The organism is Polaribacter uvawellassae (genome assembly GCF_039748955.1).
GTDB classification, from domain to species: Bacteria; Bacteroidota; Bacteroidia; order Flavobacteriales; family Flavobacteriaceae; genus Polaribacter; species Polaribacter uvawellassae.
In genome coordinates this window covers 422,262-440,977 of sequence record NZ_JBDIZN010000001.1, presented here as the reverse complement: position 1 = coordinate 440,977, position 18,716 = coordinate 422,262, and the positions used below count along the sequence as shown (strand labels likewise).

At 29.6% G+C, this 18,716-nt stretch carries 22 protein-coding genes; 2 read left to right on the top strand and 20 right to left on the bottom strand.

Annotated elements, in window-relative coordinates; translation table 11 throughout:
- Positions 1–19: 19 nt before the first annotated feature.
- From ABDX67_RS02065 to ABDX67_RS01970, 20 genes are all read right to left on the bottom strand, one after another.
- Positions 20–1,159 (bottom strand): ATP-binding protein, encoded by a 1,140-nt coding sequence (locus ABDX67_RS02065; protein WP_347173185.1) that lies wholly within the window; start codon positions 1,157–1,159, stop codon positions 20–22.
- 1 nt (position 1,160) lies between these two features.
- Positions 1,161–1,913: an SDR family NAD(P)-dependent oxidoreductase gene (locus ABDX67_RS02060; RefSeq protein WP_347173183.1), complete on the bottom strand. Its 753-nt coding sequence runs from the start codon at positions 1,911–1,913 to the stop codon at positions 1,161–1,163.
- Between the two features lie 137 nt (positions 1,914–2,050).
- Positions 2,051–2,974: a hypothetical protein gene (locus ABDX67_RS02055; RefSeq protein ID WP_347173181.1), complete on the bottom strand. Its 924-nt coding sequence runs from the start codon at positions 2,972–2,974 to the stop codon at positions 2,051–2,053.
- 102 nt (positions 2,975–3,076) lie between these two features.
- Complete coding sequence (locus ABDX67_RS02050) at positions 3,077–3,568, bottom strand: hypothetical protein (protein ID WP_347173180.1); 492 nt, start codon at positions 3,566–3,568, stop codon at positions 3,077–3,079.
- A 155-nt stretch (positions 3,569–3,723) separates the two neighbouring features.
- Positions 3,724–4,587: an ATP synthase F1 subunit gamma gene (gene atpG, locus ABDX67_RS02045; protein ID WP_347173178.1), complete on the bottom strand. Its 864-nt coding sequence runs from the start codon at positions 4,585–4,587 to the stop codon at positions 3,724–3,726.
- A 60-nt stretch (positions 4,588–4,647) separates the two neighbouring features.
- Positions 4,648–6,222: a F0F1 ATP synthase subunit alpha gene (gene atpA / locus ABDX67_RS02040; RefSeq protein ID WP_347173177.1), complete on the bottom strand. Its 1,575-nt coding sequence runs from the start codon at positions 6,220–6,222 to the stop codon at positions 4,648–4,650.
- A 21-nt stretch (positions 6,223–6,243) separates the two neighbouring features.
- Entirely contained in the window at positions 6,244–6,801 is a 558-nt protein-coding gene (atpH, locus tag ABDX67_RS02035) for an ATP synthase F1 subunit delta (protein ID WP_347173175.1), read from the bottom strand.
- Between the two features lie 8 nt (positions 6,802–6,809).
- Positions 6,810–7,310, bottom strand: coding sequence for a F0F1 ATP synthase subunit B (locus ABDX67_RS02030; RefSeq protein ID WP_347173174.1), 501 nt, complete (start codon positions 7,308–7,310; stop codon positions 6,810–6,812).
- Positions 7,311–7,394: 84 nt separating this feature from the next.
- A complete protein-coding gene (atpE, locus tag ABDX67_RS02025) occupies positions 7,395–7,586 on the bottom strand; it encodes an ATP synthase F0 subunit C (protein ID WP_347173173.1) in 192 nt (63 codons plus the stop codon).
- Positions 7,587–7,619: 33 nt separating this feature from the next.
- Positions 7,620–8,714, bottom strand: a complete 1,095-nt coding sequence (atpB, locus tag ABDX67_RS02020) for a F0F1 ATP synthase subunit A (protein ID WP_347173171.1) — start codon at positions 8,712–8,714, stop codon at positions 7,620–7,622.
- A gap of 105 nt (positions 8,715–8,819) precedes the next feature.
- Complete coding sequence (locus tag ABDX67_RS02015) at positions 8,820–9,233, bottom strand: DUF6168 family protein (protein ID WP_347173170.1); 414 nt, start codon at positions 9,231–9,233, stop codon at positions 8,820–8,822.
- Positions 9,217–9,453: an AtpZ/AtpI family protein gene (locus ABDX67_RS02010; RefSeq protein WP_347173169.1), complete on the bottom strand. Its 237-nt coding sequence runs from the start codon at positions 9,451–9,453 to the stop codon at positions 9,217–9,219. The genes ABDX67_RS02015 and ABDX67_RS02010 overlap by 17 nt, the downstream gene beginning before the upstream one ends.
- Positions 9,416–9,826: a bactofilin family protein gene (locus tag ABDX67_RS02005; protein ID WP_347173168.1), complete on the bottom strand. Its 411-nt coding sequence runs from the start codon at positions 9,824–9,826 to the stop codon at positions 9,416–9,418. Before ABDX67_RS02005 ends, ABDX67_RS02010 begins: the two co-directional genes overlap by 38 nt.
- An 11-nt stretch (positions 9,827–9,837) precedes the next feature.
- On the bottom strand, positions 9,838–12,042 hold the full coding sequence (gene porW, locus ABDX67_RS02000) for a type IX secretion system periplasmic lipoprotein PorW/SprE (RefSeq protein ID WP_347173166.1): 2,205 nt from the start codon (positions 12,040–12,042) through the stop codon (positions 9,838–9,840).
- A 107-nt stretch (positions 12,043–12,149) separates the two neighbouring features.
- On the bottom strand, positions 12,150–12,845 hold the full coding sequence (locus ABDX67_RS01995; RefSeq protein ID WP_347173165.1) for an ABC transporter ATP-binding protein: 696 nt from the start codon (positions 12,843–12,845) through the stop codon (positions 12,150–12,152).
- 28 nt (positions 12,846–12,873) lie between these two features.
- Positions 12,874–14,343: a DUF5687 family protein gene (locus ABDX67_RS01990; RefSeq protein ID WP_347173164.1), complete on the bottom strand. Its 1,470-nt coding sequence runs from the start codon at positions 14,341–14,343 to the stop codon at positions 12,874–12,876.
- Positions 14,344–14,406: 63 nt separating this feature from the next.
- The gene (locus ABDX67_RS01985; protein ID WP_347173163.1) at positions 14,407–15,102 is read right to left on the bottom strand and encodes a hypothetical protein; all 696 of its coding nucleotides are present in this window, start codon (positions 15,100–15,102) and stop codon (positions 14,407–14,409) included.
- Positions 15,099–15,761 (bottom strand): hypothetical protein, encoded by a 663-nt coding sequence (locus tag ABDX67_RS01980; protein ID WP_347173162.1) that lies wholly within the window; start codon positions 15,759–15,761, stop codon positions 15,099–15,101. The genes ABDX67_RS01985 and ABDX67_RS01980 overlap by 4 nt, the downstream gene beginning before the upstream one ends.
- Positions 15,762–15,765: 4 nt before the next feature.
- Entirely contained in the window at positions 15,766–16,404 is a 639-nt protein-coding gene (locus ABDX67_RS01975) for a hypothetical protein (protein ID WP_347173161.1), read from the bottom strand.
- An 11-nt stretch (positions 16,405–16,415) separates the two neighbouring features.
- The gene (locus ABDX67_RS01970) at positions 16,416–16,754 is read right to left on the bottom strand and encodes a PadR family transcriptional regulator (protein WP_347173160.1); all 339 of its coding nucleotides are present in this window, start codon (positions 16,752–16,754) and stop codon (positions 16,416–16,418) included.
- A gap of 208 nt (positions 16,755–16,962) precedes the next feature.
- Here ABDX67_RS01970 and ABDX67_RS01965 point away from each other — a divergent pair, with 208 nt between their 5' ends.
- Both ABDX67_RS01965 and ABDX67_RS01960 read left to right on the top strand, forming a co-directional pair.
- Entirely contained in the window at positions 16,963–18,006 is a 1,044-nt protein-coding gene (locus tag ABDX67_RS01965) for a 2Fe-2S iron-sulfur cluster-binding protein (protein ID WP_347173158.1), read from the top strand.
- Positions 18,007–18,028: 22 nt separating this feature from the next.
- Positions 18,029–18,709 carry a LysE family translocator gene (locus tag ABDX67_RS01960; RefSeq protein ID WP_347173156.1) on the top strand — a complete coding sequence of 227 codons (681 nt, stop codon included), beginning with the start codon at positions 18,029–18,031 and terminating at the stop codon, positions 18,707–18,709.
- Positions 18,710–18,716 lie beyond the last annotated feature (7 nt).

The window sequence follows — 18,716 nt, the reverse complement described above, 5'->3', positions numbered from 1 at the left end:
ACGCAAATTGCGTGGTTTTTTAATTGTACTTCAATTTTCTTAACACTCGCATTGCTTCTTTGTATTTAATATAGGTCGTTTTATCTGGAATATTTTTGATATACTCTTTTGCTTTTTGTAATTGAGTTTGAGCGTCTAAATATCCATGTAAATAACAAATTAAATAATTGGTTGGCATTTTAAAAACATCTTCGTGTTCGGTAACAAAAAGCGCTGTTTTTGAAATTATTTTTTTTACGATTACGTTGTTGTTATCGTAAATATGTTTAATAATTACTTCATCAAAAGTTGGTGGTTTAAATATTAATTCATTTACAATATCGTGCTTGCCATTGTCTTTAAAATGGATAATTGTTTTTTCTAACGGATAATGTGTTTCATTTTTATCAATGCCTAATAAAATATATTCTGTAATGATAAACGAATGCGAATTGTAACTAATTTGCACTTCATCTAAAGCAGAAAAAAACAATTGAACCTGCTCGTTTATCAATTCGATATCTACTCTAGAAAAAAATTCTTCTCCGTTTATAGTCGTTTTTTTTCCAGCCCAACACAACACAAATTGCTCGTTAAAAACTTTATACTGCGGATTGTATTCTTTTTTGTGATTGTTGATAAAATCAAAAACTCCGTTTAACGTTAATTCTATATTATTACTCGCATTTTTTTCAATTGCTTCAACAATTTCTTGATTGGTGTTTTTAAGTTCAAAATTTCCTTTTGATGACATTGAATTGCTTCCGCGTCTAAAAAACACCGAACCTTGTTTGTATTTCCAAGCGTTTTTTGCAAGCGATGTAATTCTATTATTTGGTAAAATACTAACTAGTCCAATTACTTTATGACGAGGTAAAGTCGGGAAAGGAACGTTTTCGTATTGTATTTTTGGCGGATTCGTTAAATAAGCATTTGCAAGATTCTGGATTTTACTGTCATCAAAAAAATCGACACCAATAATTTTATTTTCTTCGTCTTCGATGCCAATAACAATATAAGAATTGTTTGTTGGATTCGAATTTGACAGCGCACAAACATGCTTTATAAACTTTGCTTTTCCTTCTTTATTATGCAATGATAACTTTTGCTTTTTATCATAAAAACTATTCTCATCATTATGAGAAAGTAAATTTTTAATCAAAAGGCGTTTGTTAATCATGTTAGTTTCTATTCATAATTGTTGCGCTAGCTTGTGCTGTTGGATACACAATTAAATCTTCAATATTTACATGATAAGGTCTTGTTATCACAAAGTGAATAATGTCTGCAATATCTTCTGCTTGCAATGCTTTATAGCCAGAATAAACTGTTTTTGCTTTTTCTGTATCGCCTTTAAAACGAACTTCAGAAAACTCTGTTTCAACAGCTCCTGGATGAATTGCGCAAACTCGAATATTGTGTTTGTTTAAATCTATTCTCATTCCTTTATTTAACGCATTTACAGCGTATTTAGAGGCACAATACACATTTCCGTTTGGATAGACTTCTTTCCCTGCAATAGAGCCGATATTAAGAATAAAACCGCTGTTTTTTGCTGTCATTTTAGGAATAATAGCTTTAGAAACATATAACAATCCTTTAACGTTGATGTCTAACATCGCATCCCAATCATCAATTTCTCCATCCTGAATGGTGCTCAACCCATGAGCATTACCAGCGTTGTTGATTAAAATATCTATATCACTAAAGTTTTCTGGTAAAGAATTAATTGCCGAAAAAACGTCTTCTTTGTTACTAACATCAAATTGTAATGTTGTTACGTCGGTTAGTTTTTCTAATTCTTTTTGAAGTTCATCTAATCGTTCTTTTCTTCTTCCACAAAGGACTAAACGAATTTGGTTTTTAGCAAACAGTTCTGCGGTTGCTTTTCCGATTCCGGATGTTGCTCCGGTTATAAATGCAATTAAACTCATTGATTTTCTTTTTGTTAAAGATACTTGAGTTGATTTAAAAATCAAAACTATAATGCATGAAAAAACCGCTCTACCTCTAGAGCGGTTTACTTTAATTGGTTGCTTACACAACCAACTAAAAATCAACTAACCAAACTTTATTTTAAATGTCTTCTAATTTTTGTTTCTCTTTGTATCTTAGTTCGTTTTCTACCGTTGTTCCTTACATTTACATTTGGTTTTTCTTTTCCTCCTTTTAAGAATTGAATAAAACCTCTTCCATTAAACTCATAAGTTGTTTCTGAACTTATGTGGTATAAACTTATCTTTCTATCATTAATAACGCTTAATTCGAATTCTTCATTGTCTCCGCCATCATAATTAAGTGTTAAAATCTTTAGGTTGTCATAATTTTGAACATCGTATATGTTATAACTGCCTATAAAATCCCAATTAATAATATCAATATCTGTGCCAAAAGGATCTTTTGACGAATAGAACGTTGTGTTGTTTTCTGGTGTAAATTGTAAAAACATTTCTTGATCAAAAGCATTTACAGTTCCTGAATTACTTGTACTTATTTTTTCCCAAGCAACATATTCTTGCAGAAAATATTCGATGTTTTCATAAAACAATTTATCATAATCAAAATTATTTCTTTGATATCCGATTAAATAATAGGAAACATTGTTATATGTATCGTCAATTCTTATTTCGTTTGCAGAAATTACAAATACATCAAAATCATAGCCACCATCTATACTGTGATCTATTTCTAAATATCCATTATATGTATTATAGTTTCCAACTTTAATTCCTAATCCATTTCCAGTAATTCCAATATCGGCAATATTATTATTTGCATAGAATTGTCCGTTAAAAAAAGATACTGTAAATGCTTTTGATAAAAACGGTACATCTCCATTCCCTGTCGTTTTATGATAATCTACATACCATAAATCATATTCGGTCATCACTTCTTCTAAAGGAATTTCGTACATGTAATCATCATCTAAAAATTTACATGATGTAAATACAACTCCTGTAATTAAAAGTATTAAAAGTAGTTTTACTGATTTCATAAGCATCAATTTTATGATTATAGTATTGTAATTTCAAATTACGTGCCAAAAAGAAAAGGCAACCAATATTGGTTGCCTTTTATAATTAAAAACCGCATTTCTTTATGGATAATAAATTGTATCAGTCTTTTTGATTTTTGATACTTTATAATAGTATGTTTTTTCACCAAACATATAGCTAATTACTGCTTCGTTTGGTTCTAAATTAAAAGGAATTCTTTTTCTTTTAATTTTTGGATTGTTTCTTTCATCAGACATAACCACTCCTCCATTTACAGTAGTTTTTGTTCTAGTTACTATAATCATTTCTGCTGAAGTACTTATGTTGGCTGTCACATATTTTTTTCCTTTCCTTTCTGTAGTACTTGCATCAACAACTTTATTGTGAAAATATATTTTCTTAAAAGTAATGTTTGCATCGTTTTCTACACCAATAATTAAATTTGTTCCGCTAACTCCTGGTTGTCCACCAACCCAATTGTGATAAGTTGCTCCAAAAACAGTAAAAGGTGCCGATTTAGTTAATTTTAATGTGCTACAGCTAGAGAAACTAACAACAACACATAAGAAGAGGAGTAATTTTATTGATTTCATACATTTAATTTTATATTATATTTCAATTGTTATGCCAATTTACAAAAAAAAAGAGCTTATCAAAATTGATAAGCTCTCAAATATACTTGTATAATTATATCTAATTGTTTAATGCTTCCGCACTTTTTGAAAAATTGACTTCGCTTTTACTAAGTCTAATTGTTCAATGCCTCAGCACCTCCAACGATTTCAAGAATTTCGTTGGTAATTGCAGCTTGACGTGCTTTGTTATATGTTAATAATAAATCGTCACGTAAATCTGTAGCATTGTCTGTTGCTTTGTGCATCGCTGTCATACGAGCACCGTGTTCTGCGGCAAAACTATCTCTAATAGATTTGTATAATTGTGTTTTTAATGATTTAGGAATTAACTCTAAAATAATCTCTTCCTTTGATGGTTCAAAAATGTAATCTAAATTTGCGTTTACATTTTCTCCTTCTACAGGTTTAATTGGTAAAAATTGCTCTACTGTTGGTATTTGTGTTGCAGCATTTTTAAATCTATTGTAAATAATTTCTATTTTATCATAGCTACCATCAACAAATAAACTCATTAATTTTTCAGCAATTACAGAAACATTATCAAAAGTTAAGTCATCAAAAATATCATTATTATTTTCGATTACATTGTGGTTTTTTGATAAAATTCCATGTCCTTTTTTACCAATAGTAAGTAGATCTACAGAGCAATTGCTATAATTATCTTCAATAGTTTTAAGTGTTTCTTTAATTACATAAGAATTAAATCCACCACACAAACCTCTGTTAGAAGTAACTACAACTATTAATGCTTTAGAAACCTCTCTTTGATTAGAATATGCTCCTCCAACATCGCCATCTAAAGTAGCGCTTAAACCTTGTAATAATTCGGTTAACTTAGATGAATATGGACGCATTGCTGTAATTGCATCTTGCGCTTTTTTCAACTTAGCAGCAGATACCATTTTCATGGCACTAGTAATCTGCATGGTAGAACCAATCGTTGTTATCCTATTACGTATTTCTTTTAAGTTTGCCATTCTTTATAATTTGAATGATGATATTCTCACTTTCGTAAGAATAACAACTATATATTAAGCTTAATATTTGCTTGAAATCTCTTTTGCAGCGTTTTCTAACGTAGCAATAACTTCATCTGTTAATTTACCAGATTTTATAGTATCTAAAACGTCTCTATGTTTAGCGTTTAAATATGAAATATAATCTGCTTCAAATTCTTTAACTTTTTCTACTGGAACTTTACTTAACAAGTTTTTAGAACCTGCATAAATAATAGCAACCTGATCTTCTACAGAATATGGATCATTTTGAGCTTGCTTTAAAATCTCAACGTTACGTTGTCCTTTAGAAATTACGCTCATTGTAGCAGCATCTAAATCTGAACCAAACTTTGCAAACGCTTCTAATTCACGGTAAGCTGCTTGATCTAATTTTAATGTTCCAGATACCTTTTTCATCGATTTAATCTGTGCGTTACCACCAACACGAGATACAGAAATACCTACGTTAATTGCTGGTCTAACTCCAGAGTTAAATAAATCTCCATCTAAGAAAATTTGTCCATCTGTAATCGAAATTACGTTTGTTGGTATATATGCTGATACGTCTCCTGCTTGTGTTTCAATAATTGGTAATGCAGTTAAAGAACCTCCACCTTTTACAATTCCTTTTAAAGAATCTGGTAAGTCGTTCATTTCACTTGCAATCTTATCATCATTAATAACTTTTGCAGCACGTTCTAATAATCTTGAGTGTAAGTAAAATACATCACCAGGATATGCCTCACGTCCTGGAGGTCTTCTTAATAATAAAGATATTTCACGGTAAGCAACAGCTTGTTTAGATAAATCATCATAAATAATTAAAGCTGGTCTTCCAGAATCTCTAAAATATTCTCCAATTGCTGCTCCTGCAAACGGTGCATAAACTTGCATTGCTGCTGGGTCAGAAGCATTTGCTGCTACAATTGTTGTATAAGCCATTGCTCCTCTTTCTTCTAACATGTTTGCAATAGCTGCAACAGTAGAAGCTTTTTGACCGATAGCTACATAAATACAATATACTGGCTCACCAGCATCATAAAATTCTTTTTGATTTAAAATAGTATCTAAAGCAACGGTAGATTTACCTGTTTGACGGTCTCCAATGATTAACTCACGTTGTCCACGTCCAACCGGAATCATTGCGTCAATAGCTTTAATACCTGTTTGTAATGGCTCAGTTACTGGCTCTCTAAAAATAACTCCAGGAGCTCTTCGTTCTAAAGGCATTGCATACGTTTTACCTTCAATTGGCCCTTTACCATCAATAGGATTCCCTAAAGTATCTACTACTCGTCCAACAACGCCTTCTCCAGCATTTAAAGAAGCAATTCTTTCTGTTCTTTTTACCACAGAGCCTTCTACAACAGATGTTGGGTCTCCTAAAAGTACAACTCCTACATTGTCTTCTTCAAGGTTTAATACAATTCCTTCTAATCCACTTTCGAATTCTACTAATTCTCCATATTGAACATTAGATAATCCATAAACACGAGCAATACCATCACCTACTTGTAATACAGTACCTACTTCGTTTAACGAAGCCTTTGCTTCGAAATTTGTTAATTGTTGCTTTAATATTGCTGAAACTTCAGCTGGTTTAATTGCTGCCATCTTTTATAATTTGATGTAAAATTAAATTTTTGGTATATATTGACTGTTGTCAAATTCTTTTCTTATCTCATTCAAATTGCTAGAAATACTTGCGTCATATTGCATATCTCCAACACGTAAAATAAATCCTCCTAAAATAGCTGGATCAATTTTGTTTTCTATACTAGTTTTATTTCCAGTAAGTTCAACTATTTTCTCTAATATTTTTTCTTCTAAACTCTTTGTTAACGGAACAGCAGTTGTAACTTTTGCTGTGTCCATATTTTTTAAGAAATCATAAATGATAGTATATTGTTGCGCAATTGGCGCTAACATAATCATTCTTTTGTTTTCTTCAAGAAGATTAAACAATCCTAAAGATATTGAAGTTACTTTATCTGCAAAAAGAGCGTCTAAAACTTTCTTTTTACTTGATGCTTTGATTACTGGACTTTTCAACATTGTTTGAAAATCATCACTACTAGAAATCGTTTCGTAAATTAGTTGCATGTCTAAATTTACTTTACTTTCTAAAGATGATTCTTTTGCTATATTTAAAATAGCTTTTGCGTAACGTAATGCTGGTCTTGTACCTTTCATACTGCTATTTAGTTTAAAGTAACGTCTTTAAGCTTTTCTTCTACCAATTTAATTTGGTCTTCTTGAGAAGTTAATTCTTTCTTAATTACTGCTTCTGCAATAATAATTGATAAATCTCCAACCTCCTTTTTTAAATGTGCAATTGCTGCTTGTTTTTCTTGGCTAATTGCAACGATTGCTCCTTCAATTAGTTTAGCCGCTTGTTCTTTTGCATCTTCTTTAGCTTCTGAAATCATTTTTTCTTTGATTTCTCTAGCTTCTTTCATCATTGCGTCTCTTTCTGCTCTAGCTTCTTTAACAAGCTTTTCGTTATTAGCAGTTAAATTTTGCATTTCTTTTTTTGCTTCTTCTGCAGATGCTAAAGCTTTTTTAATACCTTCTTCTCTGTCATTTACAGCATCTAAAATTGGTTTCCAAGCAAATTTCTTTAACAACAAAACCAATAGTACAAACAAAACGCCCATCCATACAAATAGCCCGAAAGAAAAATCGTTTATTAACTTATCCATATTATTATATCTATATAATTTTTTATCTTTTGTTTAATGTTAAACAAAAGCTATAACCAACCGTTATAGCTTTTGTTAGTTTTTTTAACCTGCAAATAATGCAGCAAATCCGATACCTTCAATTAAGGCAGCAGCAATTAACATTGCTGTTTGGATTTTTCCAGAAGCTTCTGGTTGACGTGCGATAGCGTCCATTGCTGAACCACCAATCTTACCGATACCTAAACCAGCTCCGATTACAATTAATCCTGCTCCTACGATACTTGGAATTTCCATAATATATATAATTAATTAATTAAACATTCAATTTTAGTGATCATCATGTTCTTCTACCGCTGAACCGAAATACAATGCAGATAACATAGTAAAAATATAAGCTTGTAGCGCTGCTACTAATAATTCTAATAATGATAATGCAAACGCCAATCCGAATGATAACGGACCACCAATCCAACTTTTAAATATAAAAATCAAACCAATGATACTCATTAATACAATATGACCTGCTGTAATGTTTGCATACAAACGAATCATTAATGAAAATGGCTTAATAAAAATCCCTAATAGCTCTATTGGAGCTAAAACAACTCTCATTAATTTAGGAACTCCTGGCATCCAGAAAATGTGCCCCCAATAACTTTTATTTGCTGTTGCATTTGTTAATATAAATGTAATTAACGCCAACACTAAAGTTACAGCAATATTATTTGTTACGTTTACTCCTAATGGAGTTAATCCTAACAAGTTGATAATCCAAACAAAGAAAAATACAGTTAATAAATAACTCATGTATTTTCTATAATGCTTTTCTCCAATATTTGGGATTGCAATATCGTCTCTAATATATAAAATAATTGGCTCTAACAAACGACCAACACCTTTTGGTAAAGCATTTTTTTGGTAGTTTTTAGCCATTCTAGTAAAAACAAAGAACATTAATAAACCAACTAAAAATATAAATACCACATTTTTAGTGATTGAGAAGTCTAATGGTTTTACGTTTGTTGGATGATGTTCTGCATCGTATGTAATTGTACCAGCAGCATCCGTTTTGTAAATTTTATTGTGATAAACTTTGTAGTAATTTCCATCTACTTCGGCAACAGTTTCACCATGATGGAATTTAGAAGACAAAAATACTTTTAATCCATTGTCCCATAAAATAATAGGTAACGGAGCTCCAATATGATGAACTTCCTTATTCTCGTCTGTATAAGAGAACAAACCAAAATCATAAGAATCTAACAAGTGATGTTGGATATATTCTTTAATAGAAGCTTTTAAATTCTTTTCTTCTTTAGGTTGGTTTTCAACTGTTGCGTTGTCACTGTGTTGAGCCACAGAAACAAACGAAACTAAAAATAGTAAAAACGTAATCTTTTTTATTAAAAATTTTCTTCGCATATCACTCGGATAATAGTGTCTTTAAAATCGGTGCAAAGGTAGGTTTTTCTCTTAAAAATAAAAACTATTTATAACTTTATTTTATCCGCTTAAAATTCTAAATGATTATGTCGCTTTTTCAGGAAGATTTAGAAGCTTAATTAACGCTAAAGTTTCTATTAGTAAAGCATATATATAAGGTATAAAAAACGCCATAAACTCTAATCTAGAAATAGTGTCATCGGCATTATAAGAAGGATAAAAGAAAATAAAAAATACAGCAAATTTTAAAAAACTGCCAAACATAAAAAGAAAACCTAATTGATTTTTTTGCTTTACTCTTAAAAAAAATAACACCAAAAAAATAATAATGGCTAACAAACCATTTATAAAATAAGCTAAAACAATCTTAGCTTCATAAACTGGCAAGTCGTAGTTTTCTAAAAGAAAAGTATGAACAAAAAAAACAAGTAAAAGACCAATAATTAATTGAGTAAAAAAATTAACTACTACCTTTTGAGTACTATTCTTCTTTTTCATTTATTTTTTTTAACTGGATCATTAAGCTAATTAACGAGCCTACAAATCCGAAAAGTATAAAAATTAATGTTACGTAGTTTTTTTCAAATTGATAATGAGCATCAATTTTTTTTCCAAAGTAAGCGGCAAAGTAAATGGTAATTCCCATTTGCAATCCAACTCCACTAAGTCTAATAAACTTATTAAGCGGTTTTTTCTTCGGGTTTTGATTTTTTTTCATTTGCATTTAGCTCTTTTAAAGCACCTTTCATAGTACAAGATGCATTAAAAGCTGCTCCTGGTTCTACAGATAATTTTCCTAAAATAACTTCTCCACCAATAGAAGCCGTTGCTTTTATGGTTAGCATTTTATTTACTTTTAATTCTCCAGAAAATTTTCCTTCAATATCTGCATTGTCGCAAATTACTTTTCCTTGAACCGATCCTTCAAGTCCAATAATTACTCTTCCTTTTGTTTCTAATGTTCCTTCTAGAATTCCATCAATTCTAAAATCTCCTTCAGAGCTTAAGTCGCCAACAATCTTTGTGTTTTTGGCTAAGATATTTCTTTCCATTGCGTTTGGTTTCTTCTGATTAGTTTCTTTATTAAACATTGGGGAATGTTTTAATTTAATTGTTTAATGATTTCTTTTGCTCGTTGCCCTTCTTTGGTGTTTCCATAATTAAACAACACATATTCTAGTGCTTTTTTATATGCTTCTTTAGATTGATATTTACCAATAGCCATGGCTTTAAGCAGTTCAAATTTAGCAATTAAATTTGAATCTTTAATTTCTGGTGCTAATTCTATGATTTGAGAAACCACATCTTCAAATTTATCATCCTTATAGATGTAATACAATTCTTTATAAATTGCTTCGGTTTGACTTATCTTTTTGTCGTCTTGTTTTTTAGGTTTGTTCTGTAATATTTCTGCGTATCTAGACGTTGGATATTCTCTAATAATTAACTCTTTGTACTCGTCTGCTTTGCCACTTTTTAATTCTGAATACAATTGATACAAGTGATATTTTGTTGGCAATAACAACATTTTATCTGGTTTTTCTTTTAGCAATCTTTCTAGTCTAAAAATTGCTAAATCTACATTTTTAAATTGCTCTTTATAAATAATTCCAGTTTGATATAACGCTTCATTTCTATTATAAACTAAAGAATCAATATCTGATTTTGTTTGAGGCAACGCATCTAAATACGTCTTTAAATCATATTTTGGCAACGATACAATTACTTCTTTTTTTGTTGAAGTTGCTGTAGCTACAACTTGCGTTTGTTGCTTGTCAGAAATTCTCCAATTATCTTCTAACGGTCTATTTCCCCAAACTTTTTCAAATTCGCTTTTGCCAAAATTTAAAGATTGTACATTGTAAAAATACCATTTTCCTTTTTTGGTTGATTTTATTGAAGAACCTCCGCTAAAAGAACTTCCAAATGAAATATTTTTTAACTGTGCTTTTGCTGCTTTTTCATCTGCTTTTTTAAGATTTTCTATATGTTTCTTAAAAAAAGTAATTTGTTCTAATTTAGATAGATCGGCTATTTTTAAAACACTATCATTTGTTTTTAATGTTGTTTCAAACGCAGTTAAAACTGCTAAATTTTTATGCTTTCTTCTAATTTGTCTAATTCGTAAATCTGTACTGTTTTTTGAAATCTGAATTACGCTGTCGTAATAAGCACTTGCTTGTACAAATAAGGAATAATCAAACGAAATATTTCCTAATTTTTCGTACGTGTAGGTTTTCTGAACAACATCTCCGTCTGGAATTCTAAGCGAGGTTTTAAAATCTTTTAACGCAATATGCAAACTATCTCTTTTCTCTTCTAACAAACCTTTTTGATAATACAACGCGTCTAAATATCCTCTGTTTTCTCTATCTTTTATAAGTGTTTTAAACTTTGTTATTAAACTAGAAACTGCAGAATCTGATGTGCTTGCTTTTGCCAAATCAATATTGGCATAAATTTTAAATTTATACGGCGCTTTTTTAAAGTTGATTAATTTCTGAAATACAACTGCAGCAGAATCTTTTTTGTTTTCTGAACTATAAATTTGCCCCAAAACAAACAGATTTCTTGCAGCTTGTTCTGTATTTGTTTGCGTTGCAGTTGCTAATGTTAAATGCTGAATTGCACGTTGAATACTATCATTTTTAACATACGCCATTGCCAAAGCTGTGTGCGCTTCTTCTTTAATTCTTGGTTCTAATTCTTCATTTTTTAAAACAATCTTTAAAGATTCTATTGCCAACTTATCATTGTCTAATCTTATGTTTGTTTTTGCTCTCCAAATTCTAGTTTCATCAATTAAATCTGCGTACGGATAATTTATAATCACGTAGTTAAATGCTTCAATTGCTGGAATAAATCGTTGTGTATAATATCTTGATTTTCCTAATAACAAATACGCATTATCAATTTGATTATTGCGTTCTCGTCCGCCAATATTCATAGAATGTAACTGAATTGCTTTTACCGCTTTTTCTTCTGCTTTATCAAAAGTTGTAAGTGCCTTTTCTTCTTTATTATTTGCGCCTGGAAATCCAGGATTTCCACCAAAAGAAGCAATTGAAATTGGTTTTTCTTCAAAAGTAATAGGTTCTATAGAAAGTTGTTCCCAAAAATTATCTTTGTGCTGTTGGTTAATTTGATCTAATCCTTCCTGAAAAGCCAAATTACCATTATACAAAATATTGTATTTAGTTGTAATTGAATTGTAAGCTCTATTTACAAAAGCATCTTTTTTTGTGCTACAAGAAACAAAAGCCAATATGGCAATCAAAAAAAGTACTATTGTGTTTTTAGTATTCATAAAATAGATTCAACATCAAAACTTAAAAAGCTCCTATTCACAAACATATTTTCTTTAAAAATATTGTGAATAGAAGCCGTAAAAATAAGAATAAAAAAAGTAAGAATTTACACCGCGAAATAGCTTTCTAATTCTTTTAAAGTTTCGGTTGATGTTTTAATGTCTTTAACAACATTTCCTTTATCTAAAACCACAATACGCTCGCACACTTCTGTTACGTGACTTAAATCGTGACTAGAAACCAACACGGTAACCTCTTTGTTGTCTGTTAATTCTTTCAACATCTTTTTTAATCTGATTTGTGTTGTTGGATCTAAATTTGCAAAAGGTTCGTCTAAAATTACCACTTGCGGATTTCCTAAAAGTGCTGCAACAATTCCTGCTTTTTTCTGATTTCCTTTACTTAAATCTCTTAAATATTTCTTTCCTCCAAGAATTTCTCCGTTAAATATTTCTTCGAACTGACTTAAAAAACTTGCTATGTCTGCTTTGTTCATTCCGCGTAAATCTCCAATAAAATCGAAATATTCTTCTGGAGTTAAATAACCAATTAAAAAAGTTTCATCAATAAAAGAACCTGTAAAAGATTTCCAAGCTTCGCTTTTATTTACAGTTACTTCGTGGTTGATAACTTCGCCAGTTGTTGGTCTAATTAAATCTAACAGAATATTAAAAAACGTTGTTTTTCCTGCTCCGTTATTTCCCACTAATCCAAAACTTTGTCCTTTAGGAATTTCTAATTCTTCTATATTTAATACTTGAGTTGTACCGTATTTTTTTGTGATATTTTTTGAATGTATCATAATTTTTTGTGTCTTAATTTGTTGTTGATTATGCTTTTTGATCGAATGCGTGAATTGCAGCATATTTTTCTTGAATATACTTTTTGGCAATCAAATTCATAAAATAATTTTTTGCTACTAATCCTAAAATTCCGAATCCTGCGATAGCAGCAATACCTGCGTTAAAGCCAAATGGTAAACTAAATGCGTAAAATAATCCGACAGGAATTAACATTACTGGAATAATTACGATAAACTGTTTTGCACTTGTTCCTTGCGTGTTTCCAAAGCCGCTTGCATTTAAATCTATTTGTTTTCTGTTAAACGAACCTGCGTATAATAAAACCAGCGTGTTAAAGCCAATATTAAAAAGTGCTCCAGCGCCAATCATTAAATAATATTTTAATCCAAAATAAATATATGGCGTTGCTAAAAGAAATAAAACGGCGGTCATAATACTCATTAAAAACCATTTAGATTCTAAGTATTTTCTGTAAGAAAGGTTTTGAGTCATTAGCATTTTGTAGTAAGCGCTTTCCCAAGCTGGGATAAATTGACCGTAGTTTAAAACAAAGCCACCTGTTACAAATAACGATGCAAAAATTAAAAATCCTGGCATTTTTTCTTCATAAATAGGATTTGTAAAAAAGATCAATCCATATAAAACAAATGCAAAAGACATTAAGAAAACCGTTTTTGTTCTTTTGTTTCTCCAAATTAATCTAATTTCGTTTTTAATAAACGGCGCCATTTCTCCGAATCTATTTGCCCAAGATAAATCTGCCGTATTTGCTTCTTTTACTTTTACTTTTACGGCATCATCTAAATACAATTGCTGTCTTAATATCTTTTGATTTACGCTGTATAAAATTGCCAACAAAGCAAACGGAATAATAACATAAATAGGGTTTGCAAAAACACCATCAAAAATTGCTTGACTGTGAATTGTTACATCGTAAATATTAAAATATTGTAAAGCTATCGTTCCCATTAAAATAACTGCTAAAATCCAAAAAGCAACATTATTTTTATTGATAATAAAGTTTAAGAAATTTGCGCATTGTGTTATTAAAATCATAGAAAATAACCAGCCCAAAGCTCCAGAAACACTGTAGTTTTCTGTGATCAATATAATTGAAAACGGAATGTAAAAAAACAATGAGAAAATGTTAAATGCAGAAAACATCGACTTTCCTAATACATAATGCACCAATTTGCTCTTTTTTATAGGAAGAACAAGTAATGGTTTTACATTCATTACTGGTAGTTTTTGCATTAAATACCTAAAAATTAAATCTCCAATAATTGCAAAAAGCAAATAAGCGTTTACAACTTGTAGCGGGTCTGAACCCGGCTTTATTTCTTCAATTATTTTAAAACTGAAAAAACCTAAAAACAGAAAAGAAACCATCATATATAAAGCGAAAAAGCCCATAATAATTTTTAATGCGATTCCTTTTTGCCAATACGAAGAACGGAAATATTGTTTCCATTCTAATTTTAAAAATCTTCTAAACATAATTACTTGGTTAATTGTTTAATGGTTATAAGTGTCTAAAATATGGTTTTTGTTACAAAAAAATTACACCATTGTATATTCTGGATAGGTTTCCTTTAATAATTCTTCTGCTTTTTGAGGTAAAATAACTAAAGAAATAAAACCAATAATAAAAATTGCTGTATAAAAAAGTGCGAGTAATAAACCCCAAATTAAACTTACATTGGTTATGCCTCCTGTATGAATAAAAACTTGAAATGTATATAATGGAAGTATTGCTGCATTTCCAACACCTTGTTTAAAGATTAATTCTTCTAACATCCATGTTTTTCCATCTACTTTTTTTCGTTTCTTAAAAGTTGATTTCAACTGAACCATTTTTACAATTACAAAAAGGATATAGCATAAAATTATGCCAATAAAGATAAATTCTGAAACATTTGAAGTGAATAACTGAAAAAGACAAACAAAAACTCCTATTGTTCCTATGATTTTTGGCAACTGAAACCAATCTTTTGCAAATTGTAAAATGGTTTTCCAATATTTTTTGGATAATGCGTTTTGACGCTTTTCCACAACATCCATAAAGCCAAAAACACCAAATTTTTTAAATGATATATCTCTTGCTTCTCTAAATGTTAATTTTGGTTGTGCCACCCAAATTTGTTCAATATCATTTGCTAAATGATCTACCAATTCGGTTTGTACATCGTAATGATATACAAAATGTTCTCTTGTAAATTTATAAAGTTCTTCTATTTGAGTTTCTGTTATTTTCATAAAACCTTTGTTTTATTATTCTTTGAAATTTCTAAAAAATGTTTTTTATAAAAATGATGACAAATGTATGTTGTTGCTAAACCGACACACGAAAAACTAACAAAAAACTCATTCATTTGCCCTAGTTTCTCAGAATAACCAGTAAAAAATTGAGCAGTTAACAAAAATACAATTCCAAAATATTGTGTTTTTAAAATAAACCGATAGGTTGTTTTCACTTTAGAAAAACTTACTTTATAAATAATAAAAACAAAATATATTAATGCTAATAATGTAGCAATTTTAAAAAAAGTATTTATATAAAACATCATGTTTTCTGTATATTCTATAGAAAAAGTTTTAATAATTAAAAAAGGAAAAAAATATGAAAAGATGTATAGAAAATAAAACGGTTTAAATTCTTTAACCGCTTTTTTTAGTACAATTTTTGAAGTAGAATGTTGAAATCCTAAAAAAATACTAGACGTGTTTCTAAAATGTTTATTCCACTTTTGTTTTGTAAATTGAAAAGCACTTTCAAAAGAAAAACCTTTGCTTATTTTATGCTCAACATCAGAAGTTATATGATCTAACAGTTCTATTTTTAAATCAATATAATCTACATCATTTGACTTTATGTAGTTTTCAATTTCTTGTAGTTGATTTTTTGTTAATTCCATAACATTAGTTTAACAAGTGTTTGTATTTTTCATAAATGATTTTCTTTTCCTTCTTCATAACCAGTATAGCAGCAATTGAATATACTAATGCAATAAACCAATACAAGCTAAAAAAAAAATTATTTACTATAAGTTCGTCATAAAAAGATAGCGGAAGCATTACCATTAAATATGGTAACCACATTTCCTGACCTAAGTATTCAATTCTATCTAATTTTTTTTTATCCTCTTTTTTTATATTTAAAAAAAACTGACTGTAAATAAAAAGTCCTAATACATTAATAATAAATGATACAATCAAAACGGTTTCGTTTAAAGAAATTGTTAATAGGTAAATGCAAAAAAACACGGTTATTGTAATTGGTAACTTTTTAATTGAGGTAAAAAAACCAATCGCTTCATCAATTGTTTTTCTTCTATAACTTTTATGAATTACTTGTAATTTACTGCCAATAAACTTATTTATAAAACCTAATTCTCCTGAAAGATACTGAGAAAGGTTTCCATTACCATTTGTTTCAAAATCTGATATAATATGATCTTTCAATTCTATTTTATCATCTTCAGAACCAAAGTTATACTTCTTTAAAAAGCGATCTAAAAAAGCCAATTGCTTTGGTGTTATTTCGTGTTTCTTTTCCATAACAAGCCTTATTATTCTAAACTAAATTTAGGATTTACCAAATGCTGCATCGTTTTTAAAAACTCTTGCATTTCTGCCAATTTATTTGCGGTTTCTTTGGTTCCGTGTTCGGTTAATTTGTAATATTTGCGTAAACGATTTCCTACTTTTGCAACCTCAACATCTAACAAACCATCAGCTTCTAATTTGTGCAATGCCGGATACAAAGCGCCTTCGGTAATTTTTAATTCGCCTTTGGTTAGTTCTTTTACTTTTTGAGTAATTTCATAACCATACATTTTATCATTCTGTGCCAACAACTTTAAAATGATGGTTTGTAAAGAACCTTTAAATAGTTTTTGATTTCCCATGTTTTGATGTGTAATCGTGTAAATTTTTAGTTTTTAGTTTTCGAATGCGTTCAAACTAACAAATCACCAGAAATAATATCTGTGGCGATTCGCCACAAATTTATACATAATTTTCTTATATATAAAACTCTTAGGTAATTAATTTATATAAACTCTAACAAACTGTTCGTGATTTGTTTCTTATTTTTGCATTCTTAAATAAAGATTGATGTCGAAATTTCACAAATTAACAATTCAAAAAATCATTAATGAAACAGCCAACGCAGTTTCTATTTTGTTTGATGTTCCTGCAAATTTAAAAGAAGAATTTACTTTTAAAGCCGGACAATATATTACGTTAAAAACAACCATTAACGATAAAGAAGTACGAAGAGCCTATTCTATTTGTGCTTCGCCGAACAGCAACCAATTAAAAGTTGCTGTAAAAGCAGTTGAAAACGGTGTATTTTCTACTTTTGCAACTTCAGTTTTAAAAGATGGCGATGTTCTTGAGGTTTCAGCACCTGAAGGAAAATTTATTTTATCTCCTGAAGCAAATAAAAATTATATTGCTTTTGCAGCTGGTAGCGGAATTACACCTGTTTTATCAATGATTAAAACAGTTTTAGAAACTGAAAAATCTTCTACTTTTACCTTGATTTATGGAAATAAAACAACCGATAGAACTATTTTTAAAAGTGAACTAGATGCGCTTTTAGAAGAAAATCCAAACAGTTTTAAAGTACATTATATTTTTAGTAAAGAAAATAATGCTGGTTCTCAATTCGGAAGAATCGATAAAGGAATTACAAATTATTTTGTTAAAAATATTTACAAAGAAACAACTTTTGATGCTGCTTTTTTATGTGGTCCAGAAGAAATGATTAACATTGTTTCAGAAACTTTAAAAGGTAATAAATTACTAGAAAATGCAATTCACTTTGAATTGTTTACGGCTTCTACAGAAGAAAATGATTTAGAAATTGAAGAAGGAAAAACAGAAATTACGGTGTTGTTAGATGATGAAGAAACAACTTTTACAATGAGTAAAACCGACAATATTTTAGCGGCTTCTTTACGTAATAATTTAGATGCTCCATATTCTTGTCAAGGTGGAGTTTGTAGTAGTTGTTTGTGTAAAATTACCGAAGGAAAAGCGGTGATGACCAAAAACAGCATTTTAACGGATGGCGAAGTAGAAGAAGGATTTATTTTAGCCTGTCAAGCGCATCCAACAACTCCAAAAATAACTATCGATTTTGATGATGTTTAATAACAAATTGTATCTTTAAAAAATGGATATCTACGATATAAAAAACGCAATACTTTTTGGTTTCTTTCTTTCTTTTATGATTGGACCCGTGTTTTTTATGTTGATACAAACTAGCATTTTAAAAGGCGCAAGAGCTGCAATTATGTTTAATGTTGGTGTAATTCTAGGCGATGTTGCTTTTATAATTATTGCTTATTTAGGAAGTAGACATTTATTGGAAAGAATTAAAGACGATCCAAGACTATTTTTTATTGGCGGATTAATTCTTGTAGTTTATGGATTGATAACTTACTTTGATAAATCAAACAAAAAGGAAGCAGAAGACACTCCGTTAATAGAAATTCCGGTTAGTAATAATTATTTAAAATTATTGCTTAAAGGTTTCTTTTTAAACTTTATTAATATTGGTGTTTTAGGATTTTGGTTAGGTTTAATTGTAGTAATTGGGCCAACGTTAGACATGAATCCAAATCATATTTTTTGGTACTTTACTACAATTATTATTAGCTATTTTATAACCGATCTAGGAAAGATAGTGTTGGCTAAAAAATTAAAAAAGAAACTAACATCAAATGTGATTTACAAGATTAAAAAAACCATGGGTGTTCTATTAATTATTTTTGGCTTTGGCTTAATTCTAAAAGGATTTATCCCAAAAGAAAAATTAAATTTAGACAACTTTATAGAACAAGTTGAAAAATAAAAAAGCG